Below are 20,713 nucleotides of genomic sequence, written 5' to 3'. Positions count from 1 at the left end.
ACTTTAAAGTATACACTTAACAATTACATCGTTATGGTTCTAATGACCAAATATAATGAAGAAGTTGGTCTCTTCCATAAAAAACAAGAGGGTGGCTTTAATTATTGCAAAAAAATAACCCCCGAACAATATTTTTCGGGGGTTATGCAATCTTTAGTATAAAAAGATACTTAAGATTAACTATTTCAAATTAATTAACTACTTATTTTTTAACCACTTTAATTATTTTAGAAGCATTTTCAGTTGAAACCTTAACCATATATGTACCTGCTGCCAGTTGAGAAACATTTAACTGTACATTATTTTGGTTGAACGATTTTACAATAATCTGCTGGCCTAATAAATTAAATACTTCTACACCTGTAATATTTGCAGAATAATTAAAATTTAACACATCACTTACCGGGTTAGGATAGTAGCTGAAAGAAGCAGAATCAAATTTATCATTGCTTAACAACAAATCTATAGTAACTTCAAACGGCTCACTTTCACATTCCCCTACAGTTTGTGTTGCGTAGTAAGTATTAGTACCTACCGGTACAACAAAATCTTCAGTTAATGGATTCGTTCCATTTTCAGCATCTTCTTCAGTAGCATACCATGTAATAGTACCTTCTGCTTCAAGTTCAACCTCATATAAGAATAATCCGCCTGTAGCATCTAATGTATATTCTATAGTAGCATCTCCGGTAGGAGCATCCACATCAGCTACAGTAACCATGAAAGAAGTTTCATCTGTACACATACCACTTTCAGACATTGCATAAATGTATACCATCATAGATTCATCTATGGTATCACCCGCAGAAAGCTCGTCTCCCATACCATCTGATTCTGTAAAATAAGTACCATTTTCAAGTTCCGGCAGTATATATTCTGAACAGGTAGTTACATCTTCAAGCTGGTCTGCCACAACGTTTACTATAGTAATTGTAAATGAACTCTCAGCAGTACATATATTAGGTTCAGTACCTTCTTCAGCATAAATGTGTACAGTACTTGTTTCAGTAATAGCGTCACCTGCCATAAGCATTTCCCCTAAACCTGAACCGCCAGTATAATAATTACCATTTGTTAATTCAGGAAGTATATAAGAGTCACAAGCCGTTACATCTTCCATTTCATCTACCATAGCATTAAGTATAGTTACCATAAATGAATTTTCGGCAGTACACAAAGTAGTTTCGTTGCCACTTTCAGCATATATATAAATAATACCCGAAGCTTCTATAACATCTCCGGCTTCAAGTATTTCTCCCTGACCTCCTGCTGCAGTAAAGTAAACACCATTTGTTAATTCAGGAAGTATATAAGACCCACATGCTGTTACATCATCCATTTCATCTGCTATAGCATTATAAATAGTGATGGTAAAACTGTTTTCTGCAAAACATGTAGGAGAAGTACTTGCATAAACATAAAGTGTTGTTGTTGCATTTACTGTTGTTCCTGCAGCAAGCATATCACCTGTTCCGCCGGTAGCTGTATAATAATTTCCATTAGTTAGTTCCGGAAGAGTATATACTCCACATGAAGTAACATCTTCTGGAGCATCAGCTTGTGCAGAACCAATTGTTACAGTAAATGCATTTTCTGCACTACAAGTTCCAGAAGTTGCATATACATATAATGTAGTTGTTTCTGTAATTTCAGTTCCGGCTGCAACAACATCACCTTCACCATTCATTTCAGTATAATAGGCACCATTTGTTAATGCTGGTAATATATAAGATCCGCAATCTGAAACATCCGCAGGATCATCTACAGGTACAGTTGTAATTGTTACTGTAACAGGAGTCCTGGTTAAACTTTCACATCCTTCTGTTTGTGTTGCATAATATGTTGTGCCGTCCGTTAGTGCAAGAGTAGGCAGTAAAGATGATCCGCCGGTTTCCGCAGCATACCATTTTACAGCAGTACCTGTTACATCAATATCGGCAATTGTAGAGCCGCCACAAAGGGTTTGTGCTGCATCAGCAACAGGAGCTTCTGTCATACACGGCTGTATATCTAAAAGATAATCTTCTACCTGTCCGTAACCAAAATCTTCTGTGCCACATGGGCTATCAGGATATACATTGTATAGCTTAAATACCCTCATATACGTAACTCCGGTAGTGGCTGTTAACGGTATCTGTATCGTACCTGTAGCTGCTTGGCCGTCAGTACCTGTAGATCCCGTAATACTACCTATTTCAAAAGATTCCCCATCATCATCCAAAGTCCCATTCTGATTAAAATCTATGAATACTTTAAAATATGTCGTATAAGTCTCTCCATTTGTGTTTCCTTCCAGCGAAATAGGATAAGTCATTCCTTTAGTTACTACAGCCGGAGGCAAAGAACTATAATCTTCTACTGCCGGCCAAGCATTTACTTCGTTAGATGAAGTATTATCTATTGAGGCAAAAGTAACATTAGTAATAGGTTCAATATCATAATTAAACTCTACTTCACACATGCAATTAAGTCCGCTGTTTAATACCTGTACCGGTGTGCTTGTAACAGATAATGTACTAGCAGTACAGGTAATAGTTGCCTTATACCATGTTGGAACCGTTTGGGCTATAGATAATGTTGCAGATGTACCATCGGTAGTAACATCTGTATAAGTAATACCATCTGTAGATTTTTGCCATTGGAAAGTTAATCCTGAAGAGGTATAAGCAGGAGAAAGCGACAACATAGCATTTTCCTGATTACATATAGAAGTACTGGCAGCCACTGCTGCTGAAGCCGGAGGAGTACCGTCACAAGGAAGTAATTCCTGAACAACTGATATATCATCCAGGAAAAAATAAATATCTGTTTCAGATATACTGCCGGGAGTCGCAATAACTCTTAAATATACTCCCGTCCCTGTTGGAGGTGTAAAGTTAACTGTTTTAACAGCACAGTCAGATGAAGAAACATGATTTGTATTATTTATAGTTTGTAATAATGTCCAGGGACCTGATGCAGAAGGGCCATATTCTACTGTGAAATTTCCCCAATCAACATCATTTGTTACAGCCTCCTCATCACTATAGTTTAAAAGTTTATAGCTATAAGTTAAAGTAGCAGGTAAACCGTTAGAAGTTCCTAATAGAGGCGAAACAGTTTCAGGAGCGTATGAAAGTTCACCAAAAAAAGGATCATTATAATAATAAAATTCGGCAAAAAGGCTTGATTCATCACATGAAAGATAACTGGTGGAATAAAAATCCAGGTCATCCCAGCCGCCTTCATCATCATTAAAGTTTTCAGAGTAATTAACCTGTGCATACCCCGTGCTGACTATACCAAGGGCACATAAAAGCATAAAACTGCTGAACCATAATTGTAATTGTTTTTTCATAAAATTCAGGTTGTTGATTAATAGAATTCTAAATTTAACCAATTTTTAATAAATACATGAAAAATATAACAAAAAATTTAACTAAAATTTCACATTTATCAAACAATACAATTAAAAAACACCTAATTAATGAGTTTTTAAGCAAGATCTAAATGAATTATTTAAGAAACAGCTTGTGTTTTTTTAACATATTACAGATCTTTTATAAATAAAAAAATCTGCTTTTGATAATTAAATATCCTAAAACATAATAATACTCATTGTTTTAATTATTGGTTAAGAAATTATCATCACAGTTTTAACCAATTAGCGGCATTTTTAAAAATAAACTAAAAACATGCAAAAAAGTTTTTACGAAAACGTTTGAAATCTATACTTTTGCACCACTAAACAACACCATTAAAATTTTATCTTCATGAACAACAATGTTTTATACGAAAAAGAGCTTTCTTTTCAGGCTGACAGGCGAAGAGCCGGTGTAGAATTCATTAAAATCGTTAGTGATTTGTGGTATGACAAGTCTATTGAGCTTGTACTTTTCAGAAATCAGCTAATAGACAGGAACGTGAGCGACATCATCAACCTGCATGAATATGCGGGTGAATTTGTACAAAAACCAATTAATGTATTCGACTCTGTGGAGATTGCACGTGCTATTGAGGCGCTAGACTTACCTCCCTCCCGTATAGATATTGGTAAGCTTACTTACGAGTACCATCTTGAAGATGATAAATATAACGATGCTACTGCATTTGTTATAGACAAACTTAAAGACGCTAAAGTAAGCAGGAACATACAGCCAAAAGACGTTGTTCTTTACGGTTTCGGGCGTATAGGCAGACTGCTTGCACGCGAAATGATGCACAAAATTGGTAAAGGAAACCAGTTAAGGCTAAGAGCCATTGTAGTGCGCGATAAAGCCGATGCTACCCTATTGGAAAAAAGAGCCTCGTTACTACGTTACGATTCTATTCATGGAGATTTTGAAGGTTCTGTTAATGCAGACCACGAAAATAATGCACTTATTATTAACGGAACAACCGTACACATAATAACAGCTTCCAACCCTGAAGAAATTGACTATACTGCTTACGGCATTAACAATGCCCTGCTTATAGACAACACGGGAGCTTTTACTACCGAAGAAGCCCTGAGCCGTCACCTAAGTTCAAACGGAGTTGAAAAAGTATTGCTTACCGCTCCGGGTAAAGGCGTACCAAACATTGTGTATGGTGTAAACCATAACGAGCACAGCCCTGATGAAGTAGATATTTTCTCTGCGGCATCGTGTACTACAAACGCCATTACGCCTATCCTTAAAGCGGTTGAAGACACGCTTGGTGTTGTAAAAGGTCACCTTGAAACAATACATGCTTATACGAACGACCAGAACCTGGTTGACAATATGCATAAAAAATATCGCCGCGGACGTGCTGCTGCCCTTAACATGGTTATTACCGAAACTGGTGCAGGAAGTGCTGTTGCCAAGGCACTGCCTTCGTTAGCAGGTAAATTAACGTCTAACGCTATACGTGTACCGGTGCCTAACGGATCGCTTGTTGTACTTAACCTCGAGGTGGAAAGACCTACAAACGTTGCAGAAGTAAACGAGATTATGAAACACTATGCACTGGAAGGCGAACTTGTAGAGCAAATTAAATACTCTATGAACAACGAACTGGTATCCAGCGATATTGTTGGTACTGCACAACCTGCCATTTACGACAGCAACGCTACCATAGTAAGTGCCGATGGCAAAAACATTGTACTTTATGTATGGTACGATAACGAATATGGCTACAGCCACCAGGTTATCCGTCTTGCCAAGTACATTGCAAAAGTTAGGAGATATACCTATTATTAATAGATACAAACCAACCTATTTCTTCTTAAATCCGCAGGCTACAACTGCGGATTTTTTTGTTTTACACCCTAATCGATTAGGACTAGAGTGAAGCCATCCCCTACTTAGAGGGGTGCCGAGAGGCGGGGTGGTTAAAAGCACATGAGTGAAGCTGTTCCCCTCTTGAGAGGGTTAGGGGTGTGTTAGAAGCAAACAGTAGCAAGGCGATAGTAATTCCTCTACTTACGTGAATATTGACTCTATAAGATCTAGAGAAGATCTATTTACTTTATTTAAACAAAGGTCTGAGCCAATCATAATCTATAAGATGATTTAAGTTATCTTTTTCTGTATTATCATGATTCGATCTCAAAAATTTGCCACTTACACCACTTACTACATGCACGTTATTTCCTATTTTCCAAAAATTATTTGAATAATCCCAAAGCCAAGTTGTTGCTGAATTACCATATTGCTCTAATAATGCTACAGCATCATTTTTTGCTTTTTTTTGCGCAAAACCTATTTTAGAACCATCATCAGAAACTAAATGAAATGCATAATGAGTGATAACACCACTTTCATTTTTCCAAATACCAGATATTCTATATATTGCCATAATTATATTTTTTTCTTCATACAAAGATTATAAAATAAACAAAGATTATAATAAGTATAATTACCTGATCTTAAATAAAGTAAAAACACCTATTAAATAGCATATAGACTAATTACATTATTATCTTGCATAGTTGAGCATAATGTGTATCAATTTTTAAATCTTTATTTTTTATTTCCTTAAATTAATTAACAAATTAAATATTGATTTATATTTGATCATTACCTGATACTTTAGACTAAAAAATTATAACACCCCCTATTATGAGTCAACAAATTTATTCTCAAATCGTTGAATTAAGAAATGAGCCAAATAAAATCAAAAGGGGAAGAGATTTTGAAGCATTAATTAGAGAAATACAACCATGGGATCATAGACCACCAATAGTATCTAGCCAAGATAGTGAACAGCTGGATGGAGTATTCACATATAATGGTAATACATTTATAATAGAATCTAAAGCTATAAAAAAAATTATAACGCCGGGAATGCACGAATGGGAAGATTTCGAACTTAAAATAAGGAGAAGAAATAAGCGCATAATTGGGCTATATTGTTCACTAAATGAAGTTTCAGAAGCGATAGAAGAAAGAGCAAAAGAACTTAACTCAAACGGTTATCAAACTATTATTATTGCAGGAAAAAATTGGGAAGAATTGAACAATACAGGAATTCATTTTCCTTCATTTTTAGATTACTTGTTACTTTTATCATCGATTAAATTCAAATCACGTGTCGATTCTATTAAAAAAGCCCAAACATGGATATATGATAGTGAAACTATTAACAAGACATTTAAGAATGATACATGGAAAGTTTCGGCTCCTTTTCTAAGAAGATTTAAACATAGATATCATGAGGACTTGTTTGTAGAAAGAGGTATAGATGCACAAATAAGAGCATTTATCAAACATCTTAATCCAGTTAATCTAAAGTCTTACAAGAATAAAGATTCAGCTAAACAAATTATAATAATCCGAGATTTTTCAGGTAGTGGAAAAACTACATTTACAATAAATGCTGTATCTAATACAGAATTTAGCTATTGTTTTGCAACAACGGCAAACATAAATTCAATTGATATATTTTTAGATAACTTTATAGATAATATTAAGTATCCTAACAATGGAATCAAAGAATTATTAGCTATCAATAAACCTTTAATATTTGTAATTGATTCCTTAGACGAAACACCTTTAGCCCAGCATACACATAAACGTCAAGAAATTAAATCATTAATTAGGAAAGTTGAAGATTTAAATCAAGAGGCACTTAAACACAAATTTCATTTTTATCCTATAGGTTTAATCTTTACAGTCAGAGAAGAATACTGGAGGGATTGGGAAGCCTCATTTGAAGGGAGGCAAGATATAATTCAATTAAAAAAACTTTTATCAAACTTTACACCTCAAGAGTTTATCACTGCATTAAAAAATTATTCAAAAGCTTATAATTTTACAATTACAAATAATCTTAGTACAGAAGCCACAAATATACTATCAATTCCAATTAATCTAGAAATCTTTGCAGAAGCAAATCACTATGAAGGAGAAATTAAGGTTGATGACATTTGGGAAGGAAAGATTTTAAGCAATTATTTTACTAAGAAAGAAGAAGCTTTATCAAAACATTATTTAGATCGTTTCACTTCAAATATTTTTTACAAAGTATTATCCTTATTAGCTTACAAACTTTTAATTGATAAAACTACTCTTTTTTCAAAATCTAAATTTAAAGAAATTGCATCAGAAATATTGCCAGAGTTAAAACATGACAGTGACTTAATATTATTAAATTTAATATCGGAACAAATATTTACAACGGATTCAGAAGACACTAGAAATTATAGATTTAAATATGCTCGTTTTATCGAATATTTGGTAGCGTTGTATATTATGCAATATGTAGAAGACACTTCAGAATTTAGTTTTATAGATAAATCTATTGAAGTAATTTACGACTCAAACTTTGTTTCAATTTATAGTGTTTTAAATAATATTAAACATATTAGCAGAACTCAATTTACAGAAATAGACAAAGAGATAATTAACTACTATTCACAATCTGAAAGCTATTTAAAAAATCATCTTCCGGAATTAAGAGGTAAAATTGCTAGAGGAGAATGCATACCTGACGATTCAATTAAGTCAATTATTACTAATTTTACTCAAACTCCATTATCATCGTGGAATATATTTTTTATTGTATCAGCGAAAAAAGTAGATATTAAAAAAGACACAATAATTGATTCATTCATAATTGCTTGGCAGAAAAATTTTCAAGAATCAGACAGATGGAAATTGATTCATAAATTAAAGAATCGAGATTTATTAATTGAAGAAAAAATTCTTTTTGAATTATTTAAAGAAAAAACATCTCCAAGAGAATGGGAAGAATATTTTGGTAGTATTCTCGAAAAGAATCTAAATAATGAATTTATTGATATATGGGAACAATTACACGGTGAAGATTTTTTCACAAAAGATACTATAAAAAATAATAATGAATGGCAAATTGCTAATCGGCTTTTAGATTTAATATATCGAAATGAAGGATTTATCCTTGGAGATATATTTTCGAATGATTCACCTCAAGAATATATAACTTTTGAAATAGAAACTTCTAAGAAACTACCAGTACTTACAAGTGATATAAAAAGCTTGTGCGATGAATATATTTTAGAGATTCATTCTTTATTCACTGGAAATGAAACAAAAGGCAACTTTTCTTATTATCGCTTTAAAAATCCAGATAAAGAAACACGTCAATACATTAATATAAAATTAGAATCATTACTGAGTAGTACTTATAACTCTCTTGAAGTACCTTTTTTTAATTTTTTAGTCAGCGAATCACCCAAATATGATATACTACTTAGAGTTTTGATAGAGAATCCTATTTTACAAATACCACTAAACAATAAAGATATTAATAAGCAGACATTATTTATTGAAATAGTAAAATCTCAATATTCCTCAAAAGAATATTTATTAGAATTTATATTTATTAATGGCTATCACAAAACTGAACAAGACTACACATATATAAATAATGCAATCAATGAAACAACTTTAACCCAAAAAGAGTATGAAGCTGTATTGATTGGATTCTGTTTTTTAAATATAGAGAGTACGGAAAACTTTATTAAGCTAAAGGAAATATATAGAGAAATTTGCGTAATACTGAGCGCAAAATTCGGAAGAATTATATATTATAGATTCCCTAATTTTTTACAAGTCGCAAACAATGCGATGGAACACCATAAGGAATTTGGTGATTTATTCATAAGAGCCTTTAGTATATACGGCAAATATAACGAACTAGAAGCAAAACCTTCATTTGCGAAAAAGGTAGAAAATTTAAAAAAAATTAATGTTTCACAAAATTATAATTATAAAGGAATATTTAAAGAAATTTTCCCTGAACTATTTTAATAAAAGTGTATTGAATATATAATCATTTTAAACTTATAATTATAAAATACCATTCCAAAAAACAATGAAGCTAACCACTAATTAAAATCATTGCAGCGATATCCTACCGCCCATCGTAAGGTATATAAACCCTAAATAGATGTGACGTGTATAGCAATAACCCCTTTAACTACTCCAACACACCCCTACCCTCTCAACATTGGAACAGCTTCATTACTATAACCACCCCGCCCTGCGGGCACCCCTCCAAAGTAGGGGAATACTATTAATACACTATAAGAGATTATTCGACTACACTGCGTTGTATTCAGAATGACACAAACCTGTAAGATTGCTTCGTCGTTCCTCCTCGCAATGACGAGCCACCGAGAGATTATTCGACTACGCTGCGTTTCGCTCTCAACGACAGAAACCTATAAAACAAAAAAACTCCCAATGTAAGTCGGGAGTTCTTTATTATATAACTAAGAAAGTATTAAGCCTGTACTTCGTTGCTTGCAGCAGCGATAAGGTTTAGTGCAGATCCTGCTACAAACCAGCCAATCTGGCCTTCATTGTAAGAGTGGTTAGCAAGAATTATATCTCTTGAACCATCATCATGGATAAACTCTAAAGTTAATTGCTTACCGGGAGCAAACTCTTTAAGGTCAACAAAGTTAATAGTATCGTTTTCCTGTATTTTATCGTAATCAGCCTCGTTAGCAAAAGTAAGCGCAAGCATACCTTGTTTTTTAAGGTTAGTTTCGTGAATACGTGCAAACGATTTTACCAATACAGCCTTAACACCAAGGTGACGAGGCTCCATTGCAGCATGCTCACGTGAAGATCCTTCCCCATAGTTATGGTCACCCACAACTATAGATGGAATACCCGCAGCTTTATAAGCACGTGCTGTTGCAGGAACTGCATCATATTCGCCAGTAAGCTGGTTTTTAACGCTGTTTGTTTTTTGGTTAAATGCATTAACCGCACCTATAAGCATGTTGTTAGAAATATTATCTAAATGCCCACGGAAACGTAACCAAGGTCCGGCCATAGAAATGTGGTCTGTAGTACATTTACCAAATGCTTTAATAAGCAGTTTAGCACCTGTAATATTTTCGCCATCCCAAGGTGTAAACGGAGCAAGTAACTGTAAACGCTCAGATTCCGGACTAACCGCTACCTGCACTTTAGAACCGTCTGCCGCAGGAGCCTGGTAACCCGGGTCTTCAGCATCAAATCCTTTTGGAGGAAGCTCGTTACCTGTTGGCTCGTCAAGCATTACTTCTTCACCGTTCTCATTGATAAGTTTATCTGTGATAGGGTTAAAACCAAGGTCACCCGCAATAGCAAGTGCAGTTACAAGTTCCGGAGAACCTACAAACGCAAGCGTGTTAGGGTTACCATCGGCACGTTTAGAGAAGTTTCTGTTAAACGAGTGAACGATAGTGTTACGCTCTTCTTTTTCAGCACCTTCACGATCCCACATACCAATACATGGTCCGCAGGCATTCGCAAATACTGTAGCGCCAATTTTATCGAAAGTATCAATAAAACCATCACGCTCTATAGTGTAACGCACTACTTCAGATCCCGGAGTGATCGTAAACTGTGCTTTTGTTTTAAGGTTTTTCTCAGCTACCTGCTTAGCAAGTGAAGCCGAACGGGAAATATCTTCGTATGAAGAGTTTGTACATGACCCGATAAGCCCTACCTGAATTTGTAAAGGCCAGTCGTTCTTTTTAGCCTCTTCTCTCATTTTAGATATAGGAGTAGCTAAATCCGGAGTGAAAGGACCGTTTAAGTGCGGCTCAAGTTCAGAAAGGTTAATTTCGATAACCTGATCAAAATATTGCTCAGGGTTAGCATATACCTCGTCATCACCTGTAAGGTAAGAAGCTACAGCGTTTGCAGCATCGGCAACATCAGCACGGTTTGTAGCACGAAGGTAACGATCCATAGACTCATCATAACCAAATGTAGAAGTGGTAGCACCAATTTCTGCACCCATATTACAAATAGTACCTTTACCTGTACAAGACATAGCTTTAGCACCTTCGCCAAAATATTCAACTACTGCTCCGGTACCACCTTTTACAGTAAGAATACCTGCAACTTTAAGAATAACGTCTTTTGGAGCTGTCCAGCCTGATAGTTTACCTGTAAGTTTTACACCTATAAGTTTAGGGAATTTAAGTTCCCAGGCCATACCGCTCATAACATCTACTGCATCAGCACCACCAACACCAATAGCAAGCATACCAAGTCCGCCTGCGTTTACTGTGTGAGAGTCAGTACCAATCATCATACCTCCAGGGAAAGCATAGTTTTCCAACACTACCTGGTGGATAATACCTGCTCCCGGTTTCCAGAAACCGATACCATATTTATTAGATATAGAAGAAAGGAAATCAAAAACTTCGTTGCTTTGTTCTTTAGCGCGCTTTAAATCGGTCTTAGCGCCTACTTTAGCCTGAATAAGGTGGTCGCAGTGTACAGTTGTAGGTACTGCTACCTTAGGCTTTCCGGCATGCATGAACTGAAGAAGTGCCATTTGTGCCGTAGCATCCTGACAAGCAACTCTGTCCGGTGCAAAATCTACATAATCTTTACCTCTTGTAAATTTCTGTGAAGGCACACCTTCCCATAAATGTGAATATAAAATCTTTTCAGAAAGTGTAAGTGGACGGCCAACAAGCTCACGAGCTTTATCAACACGCTCAGCCATGTTCTCATACACCTTTTTGATCATTTCAATATCAAAAGCCATAGTAAGTATATTAATGTTCGTTTGTAAAAAAGTCTGTAAATTTACTCATTCTAAATTAATTAAAAAATTTTTATCGTTTCTTTACTTTCAAAGAATTATTATTTATAAACATTCTATTCTAATGAAGAAACATCAATAAATTTATGATATTGAGCACTTTTTTAAGAAATCGACAATATTTTAATTTTATATTATTAATTTGAAAACAATCTACTTAAAAAACAAACAAAGCTGTACGCAAACATTTGCGTACAGCTTTGTTATGTAATAGCTTTTTTTAATATTATAACATAGGTGCGAAGTCATTTTGCGAGGGTTTATTATGTTTTAAAGCAAACTTATATACCATAGCAGTCGCCATTAAAACCGATACCCCGAAAATTCCTCCTCCGTAAGCTAAAAACTGTAAAGATTTTGCTGTGACTGTTTCGTATTTAATAAAGTCTGACAACACTGCCATTATCATATATCCGGAAAATAGACCCAATACAATTCCTGTAGTTAAGCCCACAATGTATTTTTGGTAAATAAGCTGAAACAACAGCACAATTATTACAGCGATTGCAAAATAGTTAATAGTCTCGCTCCCTAAATAATTATCAAGAATCCAGTAAGCAGCCAGCCCTATAAAAAACAGTTCCGGAATACGATTAATAATTCGTTTCATAAATTAGTAATTGATTGGTTTGTAGAATTATAAAACAATAAATTATACTAATTTAGTATGAAATGCCAAAAAAAAATCCCGCAAAAATTGCGGGACTTTTAAATGTTTTTTTGTGAATTTTAAAACTCAGTAGGTCGCAGTAAGTACACTTTCATCATAACTGACTTTAGTTGTAACATACTTGTAAACCATTACTGCAGCCATAATAATACCTGCTGTAAACAAACCTGCACTTAATGCTGCCGATCTGGCAACAAGAAGCACCGCTTCTGATTCATGGTAGCCTGAAATAACCGCAAGGAGCATATACACTGAAAATGATCCTAAACCGATACCATACACCAGTCCTGCCATGCGGTTTTTATAAAAAAACTGCAAAAACAACAACCATGTAATAAGTAAGGCGAAGTAATCTACACTTCCCAATGTAAAATAACTTCCGGCTATCCAAAACATTCCTAATACCATGAAAAAAAGCTCGGGGATAGCTTCAAATGTTTTTTTCATATTCTTTTTAGTTGTGCTTTAAAGATAAAACAATTATAACACTGTTTTATTACAAATACAAATAAAAAATAAACATTTTATTAACACTTCAGCAAATTAAAGGAATTTTACTAAAAAAGCTTTTTAATTATCATTTCTTCAGTTATACCCTCTGCATCGGCTTTATAATTCTTTATTATCCTGTGTCTTAATATCCCTGTAGCCACTGCCTGAACATCCTCCTTATCAGGAGAATACTTACCATTTAAGGCTGCATGAGTCTTAGCTGCTAAAATTAAGTTTTGAGAAGCCCTTGGTCCTGCTCCCCAGTCAAGATAATTATTTACATAATCATCAGACAGCGGATTTCCAGGCCTTGTTTTACCCACTAGTGTTACAGCATACTCAATAACATTGTCCGCTACCGGTATTCTTCGTATTAAATGCTGAAAATCCAGTATTTCCTGAGCTGTAAATAATGGCTTTATACTTACACTTGCATCGTTTGTAGTGCTTTTTACAACCTGTACCTCTTCCTCAAAAGAAGGGTAATCAAGTTTTATAGCAAACATAAAACGGTCTAACTGGGCTTCAGGTAACGGATATGTACCTTCCTGCTCTATTGGGTTTTGGGTTGCCAGTACAAAATAAGGCAAAGTAAGCTTATGATGATGCCCCGCAATCGTAACCGCTTTTTCCTGCATGGCTTCAAGCAAAGCAGCCTGCGTTTTAGGAGGTGTACGGTTAATTTCATCTGCCAGGATAATATTAGAGAATATTGGCCCTTTTATAAATTTAAACTGACGGTTCTCATCCAGTATTTCGCTTCCTAATATATCACTTGGCATAAGGTCGGGTGTAAATTGAATACGTTTAAAATCTAATCCCAACGCCTGTGATATAGTATTTACCATTAGCGTTTTTGCTAATCCCGGCACACCTACAAGAAGCGCATGGCCACCTGCAAAAATGCTGAGTACTATCTGGGCTACAACCTCATCCTGCCCTACAATTATTTTTGCTATTTCCTGCTTTAATTCTTTTTGTTTCTGAACTAAATTTTGAATGGCTGCTACGTCTGACATATAGTTATTTGGTATTGTATATTAAAAATAAGCCACGCATAAGGCGTGGCTTCAAACTTATAAATATTTTTACTCTTTACCTAAGGTTTATATGTAATTACCTGCAAATTATTTTACCCAATGATTGGTAAAATCACATTTACGATAATCTCCAATCACCTTTATATAAGTATCTTTAATTTTCTTGTCACTCCATTTAGCAATTTCCTTCATTTGCTTTTCTTTAAGGGCAAGATCTTTAATCTTCGTATAGTCCATTCCATAATCGGCAGGGTGCTCATCGTAACGTTCGGTAACCTGCATTAGTTTGTAACTTATCTCCCCTCTCTGGTTCTGTGATTTTATAGGTTTAGATATCTCATTATCTTTCAGATCTGCTATATCATTATAAATATCAGAAGGCATTTTTGTAAGTTCAAAACGATTTGTAAAATTAGCCGGGTTTATTAATAAACCTCCATTATTACGCGTTTCCTTCTCATCAGATTCAGAACGTGCCGCATCCGCAAAAGAAATTTCCCCGCTAACAATTTTAGCCCTTATATTTTCCGCTTTTTGTTTTGCTTTTTCAATATCTTCTGCAGTTGGTTTAGGTGATATTAAAATATGCCTTACATCAAGTTGCTGTCCCCTTATTTTTTCTACATATATAAGGTGGTAGCCAAACTCTGTTTCTACAGGATCTGAAATCTCCCCTTCAGCAAGGCTAAACGCTGCTTCCTTAAATTCTTTTACAAAATTTGTTTTCCTATCCATTTTCAAATAACCTCCACTTTGCCCGGAAGCCCTGTCTTCAGAATAAAGTACCGCTTTACTGTAAAAACTTGCACCATTTTGTATATCTTTTTTTATCTGAAGGAGTTTATCAATTACCTTTTGTTTTTCAGCCTGGGTTATTTCGGGCTTTATAACAATTTGGGCTATCTCCATTTCAGCGCCAAAAACCGGACGCTCTTCAGGCTTAAAACTTGTATAAAACTGCCTTACTTCTTCAGGAGTTATCTGTACTTCTTCAATTATCTTTTTTTGCATGCGTGAAGTAAGCTCCTGATTTTTTATCATTTCAAAAAGCTCACTTTTAAAAGTATCAATATTTTTCTTTTTAAAGTAAGCTACCATTTTATCTTCACTACCAAGATTTTCAACAAAATAGTCAATCTGCCTGTTCATTTTTTCATTTACATCAGCGTCGCTTACAATAATACTATCCTGAATAGCATGGTGCGCATAAAGCTTATCTTCCATCAGCTTACCTAAAAGTTCACAACGGGTAATATCCTGTATTGGAATATTCTGTGCCTGAAATTCCCTGTACATAAGGTCTATATCCGAGTCCAAAACAACAAAATCACCTACAACAGCTACAACACCGTCTATCCTTGTTCTACCTTGTGTTTTTGGCAAAGGCTTAACCGTATCTTTAGGAGTTTCCGGTATAATTTCCTGTGCAAAAGCCATATTTAGTCCTGCCAGAATTAAAGCCAGACACAGAATTATCCTGTTATTTATAAACCTCATATTTATTATTTTTAATCGCGTCATCCGTTATTTCTTTTTGAAACTTTTTTATTAACTCCAGTTTCCTGTTATTTATTATTAATTGCTTTAAAGTAGGCTCAATATACTCAAAAGGCGAAACCTGATTTTTCTCTAATACTTTAGCTACTTTTACTATATATACATCAGTAGAATCCGGATACTGGTAAGATAAGCCACTATTTATATATTTATCTCTGTTATCAGGCTTAATAAAAGGTAGTTTAGTATAAATCTGATTCATATCTACCCAGGTAGTATCATTAAAAGCATAGCTTTTAAACTGTATTGCCATATCATTTAACGCCTTGATGTCTTTTTTATTACTACTTAAAAACCTCTTCTTTACTCTTTCAAATTTTGGATGATCTTTTGCAAGGCGTATGTATTTAAGTTTTACAAGTGCCCCCGTAGTTTTAAAATTCTCTTTATTGGCCTTATAATAACTTGTTAGCTCTGCGTTAGTAACTATAGTATCTACACTTTGCTTTACTACCTCTTCAAGATAAGCGCTGGTATAAAGATCTATTTCATATTGCCTGATGAGTTTGGCATACTCTGCCTGTTTATCTTTACTCAGGTTTACCTGAGCGGCATTATATAAAAGCTTTTGAGAAGCCCAACGATCTATATAATTGTTTATAATAGCAATACTATCCTGTTTAGAGGTTCCGGCAGGCACAATACCTTTAAGTTCGGAAATATCGAGATATTCGTTATTTACCCTTGCCACAGTATGTGGTTTTTGCTCTTCTTTAATATAATTACAAGAACAAATACTAAGCACTAACAATAACTGTACTGCTTTTTTTATCATTATAAATTCAGCTGTTTTTTAACCCTTTCAAAAACATCTCTATTAACCTTTACAGAAAATTCTTTTTCAAGGTCGCTAACCCATGTACTTTCAAGCTCCTGCTGATAATCATTAATTACACGGCCTTTACTTTCTTCAAGTGTTTTAGGCCCTGCCGGTATTACTTTATTTGTTTTTATAACATAATAATAATCACCCTCCTTAACAATGTCAGATACACCTGTTTTCCATTTCTCAAGCTTAGGCATTGCTTCATTATCTTTTTCAAAAACTCCTGTTTTTTCAAGCACTTCTATTTTACCATCCTTGTTAAGCTCCTCTTTTATATAAGCAGCGTCTTTACCTTTTTTAAGGTACTTTCTTGCTTTCTTAATAATATCTTCTTTTGTAGACGAATAAATTTCAGCATCTACCCTGTCCTTCCATTGGTATTTTGCAATATTAACTTTATAATAATTCTCTAAACCTAATGTATCATTTTTAGCTTTTTCCCATATTTCTTTTTCCATCAGGTCAAAAAGCAATAAACCGTCACGATATTCATTCATAACCATACCAAATTCAGGAAATTCGGTTTCAAGGTTATCGTTATAATAAGCATTTAATTTTTCATTAGTAAAATCTTCAAAAAGCAAATCAGCCTGTTTAGATAAAGGTTTTACTATAAGCCCTGCTTTCTGCTGTTGATTTACATAAGTAAGAAAATCTTTAGCAGAGTACTTTTTATCATTGTTTATTGTTAAAACTGTCTGGTTATAAGTATCTATATCAGCAGGTAATTGCCATATCTGGCCGTAAATTTTATCATTAAGAGCTTTAACCGCTTTTGCATATACTTTTGCATCTTTAGTTAAAGGATATTTCTTTTTAAGATTTGCCGTTAGCGAACTTTCAATAAGCTTAGAGCGTTCATCTTTTCTTATTCTTGCCTCAAATTCTGTTTGTATTTCTTCAAGAGGTTTTATTTTATGCTTTTCTAAAAGCTTAACAATGTGCCAGCCATACTGGGTTTCAAACGGCTGAGAAATATCGCCCGGATTTTGAAGCGCAAAAGCCTGATCTTCAAAAACTGTAGAGCTAAGCTCACCAGAACTGAAACGATTAAGTTTTCCACCTATGTTTGCAGATGCCTTATCCTGGGAAAATTGCTTTGCCAGTGCAGTAAAATCTTCTCCCTGTTTAAGTTTTTTATAAATATCATCTATGGTAGATTTTGCTTTAGCAGCATCTTCAGGAGTTTCTTTTTTTGGCTTCATTATCATAATGTGCGCCACAGAAACATCACCTCTGTTATCTCTTATATCTGTAACTTTAATAATGTGGTAGCCAAAACGGCTTCTCACAATTTTAGATATCTGCCCTACCGGAGTATTATATGCGCCGCTCTCAAAAGGATATACCATTCTGAATACAGAAAAATATCCAAGATCTCCTTTATTTTCTTTTGCAGATGGGTCCTGAGAATATTGCTGTGCCAATTTGCCAAAGTCTTCTCCTGCCAGTGCTTTTTTTCTAATATCAGCTATTTTGTTATAGGCTTTAAGCGTATCTGCAGGCATAGCATTTTCATCTACATTTATTAATATGTGAGATGCTTTTACTTCTTTTTGAGCGCGTGCATAAGCTTCATCTGTAAGTTCTTTGGTAACTTTAGTATCAGTAAGATAATTTTTTGCCAGCTGGGCGCGGTAAGACCTTAGTTCAGCCTGGTATTTTCTATTATCCTGAAGGCCCATTTTGTTGGCCTTGTTTACTTTTAGTTTATAACCAATAAATAAATTCAGGTAATTATCAAGATCTTTTTGGGAATCATCTTTTACAAGATCAAGGTTTTTCTTGTAAACCCTCACAAACTCGTCTGTATAATAAGGATTGCCGTCTATAGTAAATAATACTTCTTTTTTTATTTCCTGTGAAAAAGATATTGCCGAAACAAACAGGCAAAGACCTAAAAGAACCTTTTTGAATTTCATTATAAAATAATTTATATGCTTTAATCGGTTAACTAAACGCCGGGAAACCTAAAAAATTATGCCTCCTCATTTTTTGCGACCAACAAAAGTAACAATTCAGAAAGATTAAACAAGAATATATTTTAATTATAAGCTGTCTGTAATATATAAAAATAGGGAGGCATCCCCCTTCAGGACGCCTCCCCGGTAAAAAAAACTGGTAATCCAAAAAAATCTTTATTTCTTTACGATAATAAAGTCAGATCGCCTGTTTTGAAAATGCTCCTCGTCTGTACAAGGTACTCCGTTTTTGCATTTGTTTATAAGCCTTGATTCTCCGTAGCCCTTAACACTTTCTATTCTTGAAGGATCTATTCCCCTTGCAATAATATAATCGTAAGTAGATTTTGCCCTTTCCTGAGATAGTTTAAGGTTATATTCATCTTTACCTCTGGAGTCGGTATGTGATTCTATTTTGATAACTATAGAAGGGAAATTTTTCATAATATACACTACTTTATCAAGCTCAACTGCGGCTTGTTCTGTAATATTATATTTATTGAAATCAAAATATATTGGGTTTATATCAACCTTCTCCACGTTATTTTCTTTTTTCACAAGGTCAGTATAATTAGAAAGCTCAAAATCTACATTTTTAGTTTCTTCACCATTCTTTTTAGATGTTTCTATCTCTTTATCTGCCTTAGTGTGGTTCTCTTTAGAGGCTTCTATCTTAAATTTAGTACCACATGGCACCTTTACTTTATAAGTCCCGTCTTCTCCTGTTTTTACAGATGTTATCATATCCCCATACTGATCATAAACCTTTATATCAGCCTGATTGATAGCTATTTTATATTTCATATTAGTAACCTTACCCGAAACCCACTGGTCACAAGGCGGCTCCTGTCTTGTAAAATAATAAATATCATCATCGCCCTTTCCACCAGTTCTGGCAGAAGAAAAATAACCATACTTTTTATCCTTATCTATAATAAACGAGAAGTCGTCACGGCTGCTGTTAACAGGAACTCCAAGGTTTTTAGGTTCAGAAAACTCTAAATCTTTAATTCTCCTGCTTTCAAACACGTCGAGTCCACCCATACCGTAATGCCCATCTGACGAAAAATACAATATAGAATCACTTACAAAGGGAAACATTTCTCTGCCTGCTGTATTAATTTTAGGGCCAAGATTTTTAGGCTCGCCTACTTTTCCGTTTGCATATACCTCAGCAATATAAATATCTGTATCACCTAAGCCTCCAGGCATGTCAGACACAAAATAAAGCCATTTGCCATCTGACGATAATGCAGGGTGCCCAACTGAATATTCTTTACTGTCAAACGGCAATTTTTCTACATTAGTGAGCTTGTCACCATCTATGTCGCCTTTAATGATCTCAAAATTATTGGTACCCTCTTTGTCATTATTCAGCCTGTCGTTTTTCTTAACAACATTGGCACTGTAATAAACGGTTTTAAGATCGGGTGAAAAGGTAAGCGTGGCATTATGATATTGTGTTTGCTCATCACTAATAAACTTCTTATCATTAAATAGTGATCCGTCTTCGGCATTCCTGTCTGCAACATAAAGCTCCAAAAAAGGCTGATCTGTCCATGAATATATTTTCCCTCCTACCTTAGTGGTGTCTTTACTGGAAGAATATACTATCTGGTTACCATAAAATGCCGTTCCAAAATCAGACTTGTCAGTATTTATGGCAAGATTAGAAACAGTATAGTTTGCAGGTGCATTATTAAGGCTGTCAAGATATTTTTTTTGACGGATAAGCTTATTAATAGCTTCCTGATCTCCTTTTGCTTCCAACCGTCGCTTTAACAATTCATCCGCCTTTTGATAATTACCTTCTGCCCTTAGCGATTGCAGATAACGATTAAAGTACTTATCGTCCATATCTCCTGCCATAACCCCATCCAGTTTGGTATACCATCTTAGGGCATTAGTGGTGTTGCCTGTGTAATAATAAGCATCTGCAACATTCTTTATAGTCTCAATACCGGGTTCTTTAGCATCTTCCAGGTATTTCTCATACTCTTTAGCCGCGTCTACATAAGCATAATCGGCAAACAGCCTGTCAGCTTTTTTCAATTTTGACTGAGAAAATCCGGCGGTAGCGAGTAATAACAGGCTGAGTAAAAATATTTTTCTCTTCATGATGTAT

12 protein-coding genes are annotated in these 20,713 nt (G+C 34.7%); 2 read left to right on the top strand and 10 right to left on the bottom strand.

What is annotated here, in order from left to right; all coding sequences use genetic code 11:
• Window positions 1-202: 202 nt before the first annotated feature.
• Window positions 203-3,337, bottom strand: a complete 3,135-nt coding sequence (locus NHE85_RS09915) for a GEVED domain-containing protein (RefSeq protein WP_252811866.1) — start codon at window positions 3,335-3,337, stop codon at window positions 203-205.
• 415 nt (window positions 3,338-3,752) lie between these two features.
• On the opposite strand from NHE85_RS09915, the gene NHE85_RS09910 reads away from it, so the two are divergent.
• Window positions 3,753-5,201: a glyceraldehyde-3-phosphate dehydrogenase gene (locus NHE85_RS09910; RefSeq protein ID WP_252811865.1), complete on the top strand. Its 1,449-nt coding sequence runs from the start codon at window positions 3,753-3,755 to the stop codon at window positions 5,199-5,201.
• Window positions 5,202-5,469: 268 nt separating this feature from the next.
• On the opposite strand, the gene NHE85_RS09905 is transcribed toward NHE85_RS09910, so the two are convergent.
• Window positions 5,470-5,799 carry a DUF3892 domain-containing protein gene (locus NHE85_RS09905; protein WP_252811864.1) on the bottom strand — a complete coding sequence of 110 codons (330 nt, stop codon included), beginning with the start codon at window positions 5,797-5,799 and terminating at the stop codon, window positions 5,470-5,472.
• 263 nt (window positions 5,800-6,062) lie between these two features.
• Here NHE85_RS09905 and NHE85_RS09900 point away from each other — a divergent pair, with 263 nt between their 5' ends.
• Entirely contained in the window at window positions 6,063-9,233 is a 3,171-nt protein-coding gene (locus NHE85_RS09900) for a hypothetical protein (protein ID WP_252811863.1), read from the top strand.
• A 475-nt stretch (window positions 9,234-9,708) separates the two neighbouring features.
• Here the strand turns inward: NHE85_RS09900 and NHE85_RS09895 are convergent, their stop codons facing one another.
• From NHE85_RS09895 to NHE85_RS09860, 8 genes are all read right to left on the bottom strand, one after another.
• Window positions 9,709-11,985, bottom strand: a complete 2,277-nt coding sequence (locus NHE85_RS09895) for an aconitate hydratase (protein ID WP_252811862.1) — start codon at window positions 11,983-11,985, stop codon at window positions 9,709-9,711.
• Between the two features lie 283 nt (window positions 11,986-12,268).
• Window positions 12,269-12,652: a hypothetical protein gene (locus NHE85_RS09890; protein WP_252811861.1), complete on the bottom strand. Its 384-nt coding sequence runs from the start codon at window positions 12,650-12,652 to the stop codon at window positions 12,269-12,271.
• 126 nt (window positions 12,653-12,778) lie between these two features.
• Window positions 12,779-13,159: a hypothetical protein gene (locus NHE85_RS09885; protein ID WP_252811860.1), complete on the bottom strand. Its 381-nt coding sequence runs from the start codon at window positions 13,157-13,159 to the stop codon at window positions 12,779-12,781.
• Window positions 13,160-13,269: 110 nt separating this feature from the next.
• Complete coding sequence (locus NHE85_RS09880) at window positions 13,270-14,223, bottom strand: MoxR family ATPase (protein ID WP_252811859.1); 954 nt, start codon at window positions 14,221-14,223, stop codon at window positions 13,270-13,272.
• Between the two features lie 108 nt (window positions 14,224-14,331).
• Window positions 14,332-15,741 (bottom strand): peptidylprolyl isomerase, encoded by a 1,410-nt coding sequence (locus NHE85_RS09875; RefSeq protein ID WP_252811858.1) that lies wholly within the window; start codon window positions 15,739-15,741, stop codon window positions 14,332-14,334.
• A complete protein-coding gene (locus NHE85_RS09870) occupies window positions 15,725-16,576 on the bottom strand; it encodes a hypothetical protein (protein ID WP_252811857.1) in 852 nt (283 codons plus the stop codon). Before NHE85_RS09870 ends, NHE85_RS09875 begins: the two co-directional genes overlap by 17 nt.
• A complete protein-coding gene (locus tag NHE85_RS09865; protein WP_252811856.1) occupies window positions 16,576-18,549 on the bottom strand; it encodes a peptidylprolyl isomerase in 1,974 nt (657 codons plus the stop codon). Before NHE85_RS09865 ends, NHE85_RS09870 begins: the two co-directional genes overlap by 1 nt.
• A 216-nt stretch (window positions 18,550-18,765) precedes the next feature.
• Window positions 18,766-20,706 carry an OmpA family protein gene (locus NHE85_RS09860; protein WP_252811855.1) on the bottom strand — a complete coding sequence of 647 codons (1,941 nt, stop codon included), beginning with the start codon at window positions 20,704-20,706 and terminating at the stop codon, window positions 18,766-18,768.
• Window positions 20,707-20,713 lie beyond the last annotated feature (7 nt).

Source organism: Flavobacterium sp. NRK1, from assembly GCF_024054175.1.
In the GTDB taxonomy this organism is placed as follows: domain Bacteria; phylum Bacteroidota; class Bacteroidia; order Flavobacteriales; family Flavobacteriaceae; genus Flavobacterium.
The sequence above is the reverse complement of the archived record's forward strand: the minus strand, read 5'-3'. Positions and strand labels throughout refer to the sequence as shown.

Bases quoted from the DNA above. Each gene is read 5' to 3' on its own strand.
- NHE85_RS09915 (WP_252811866.1), bottom strand. From the start codon at position 3,337: ATGAAAAAACAATTACAATTATGGTTCAGCAGTTTTATGCTTTTATGT.
- NHE85_RS09910 (WP_252811865.1), top strand. From the start codon at position 3,753: ATGAACAACAATGTTTTATACGAAAAAGAGCTTTCTTTTCAGGCTGAC.
- NHE85_RS09905 (WP_252811864.1), bottom strand. From the start codon at position 5,799: ATGGCAATATATAGAATATCTGGTATTTGGAAAAATGAAAGTGGTGTT.
- NHE85_RS09900 (WP_252811863.1), top strand. From the start codon at position 6,063: ATGAGTCAACAAATTTATTCTCAAATCGTTGAATTAAGAAATGAGCCA.
- NHE85_RS09895 (WP_252811862.1), bottom strand. From the start codon at position 11,985: ATGGCTTTTGATATTGAAATGATCAAAAAGGTGTATGAGAACATGGCT.
- NHE85_RS09890 (WP_252811861.1), bottom strand. From the start codon at position 12,652: ATGAAACGAATTATTAATCGTATTCCGGAACTGTTTTTTATAGGGCTG.
- NHE85_RS09885 (WP_252811860.1), bottom strand. From the start codon at position 13,159: ATGAAAAAAACATTTGAAGCTATCCCCGAGCTTTTTTTCATGGTATTA.
- NHE85_RS09880 (WP_252811859.1), bottom strand. From the start codon at position 14,223: ATGTCAGACGTAGCAGCCATTCAAAATTTAGTTCAGAAACAAAAAGAA.
- NHE85_RS09875 (WP_252811858.1), bottom strand. From the start codon at position 15,741: ATGAGGTTTATAAATAACAGGATAATTCTGTGTCTGGCTTTAATTCTG.
- NHE85_RS09870 (WP_252811857.1), bottom strand. From the start codon at position 16,576: ATGATAAAAAAAGCAGTACAGTTATTGTTAGTGCTTAGTATTTGTTCT.
- NHE85_RS09865 (WP_252811856.1), bottom strand. From the start codon at position 18,549: ATGAAATTCAAAAAGGTTCTTTTAGGTCTTTGCCTGTTTGTTTCGGCA.
- NHE85_RS09860 (WP_252811855.1), bottom strand. From the start codon at position 20,706: ATGAAGAGAAAAATATTTTTACTCAGCCTGTTATTACTCGCTACCGCC.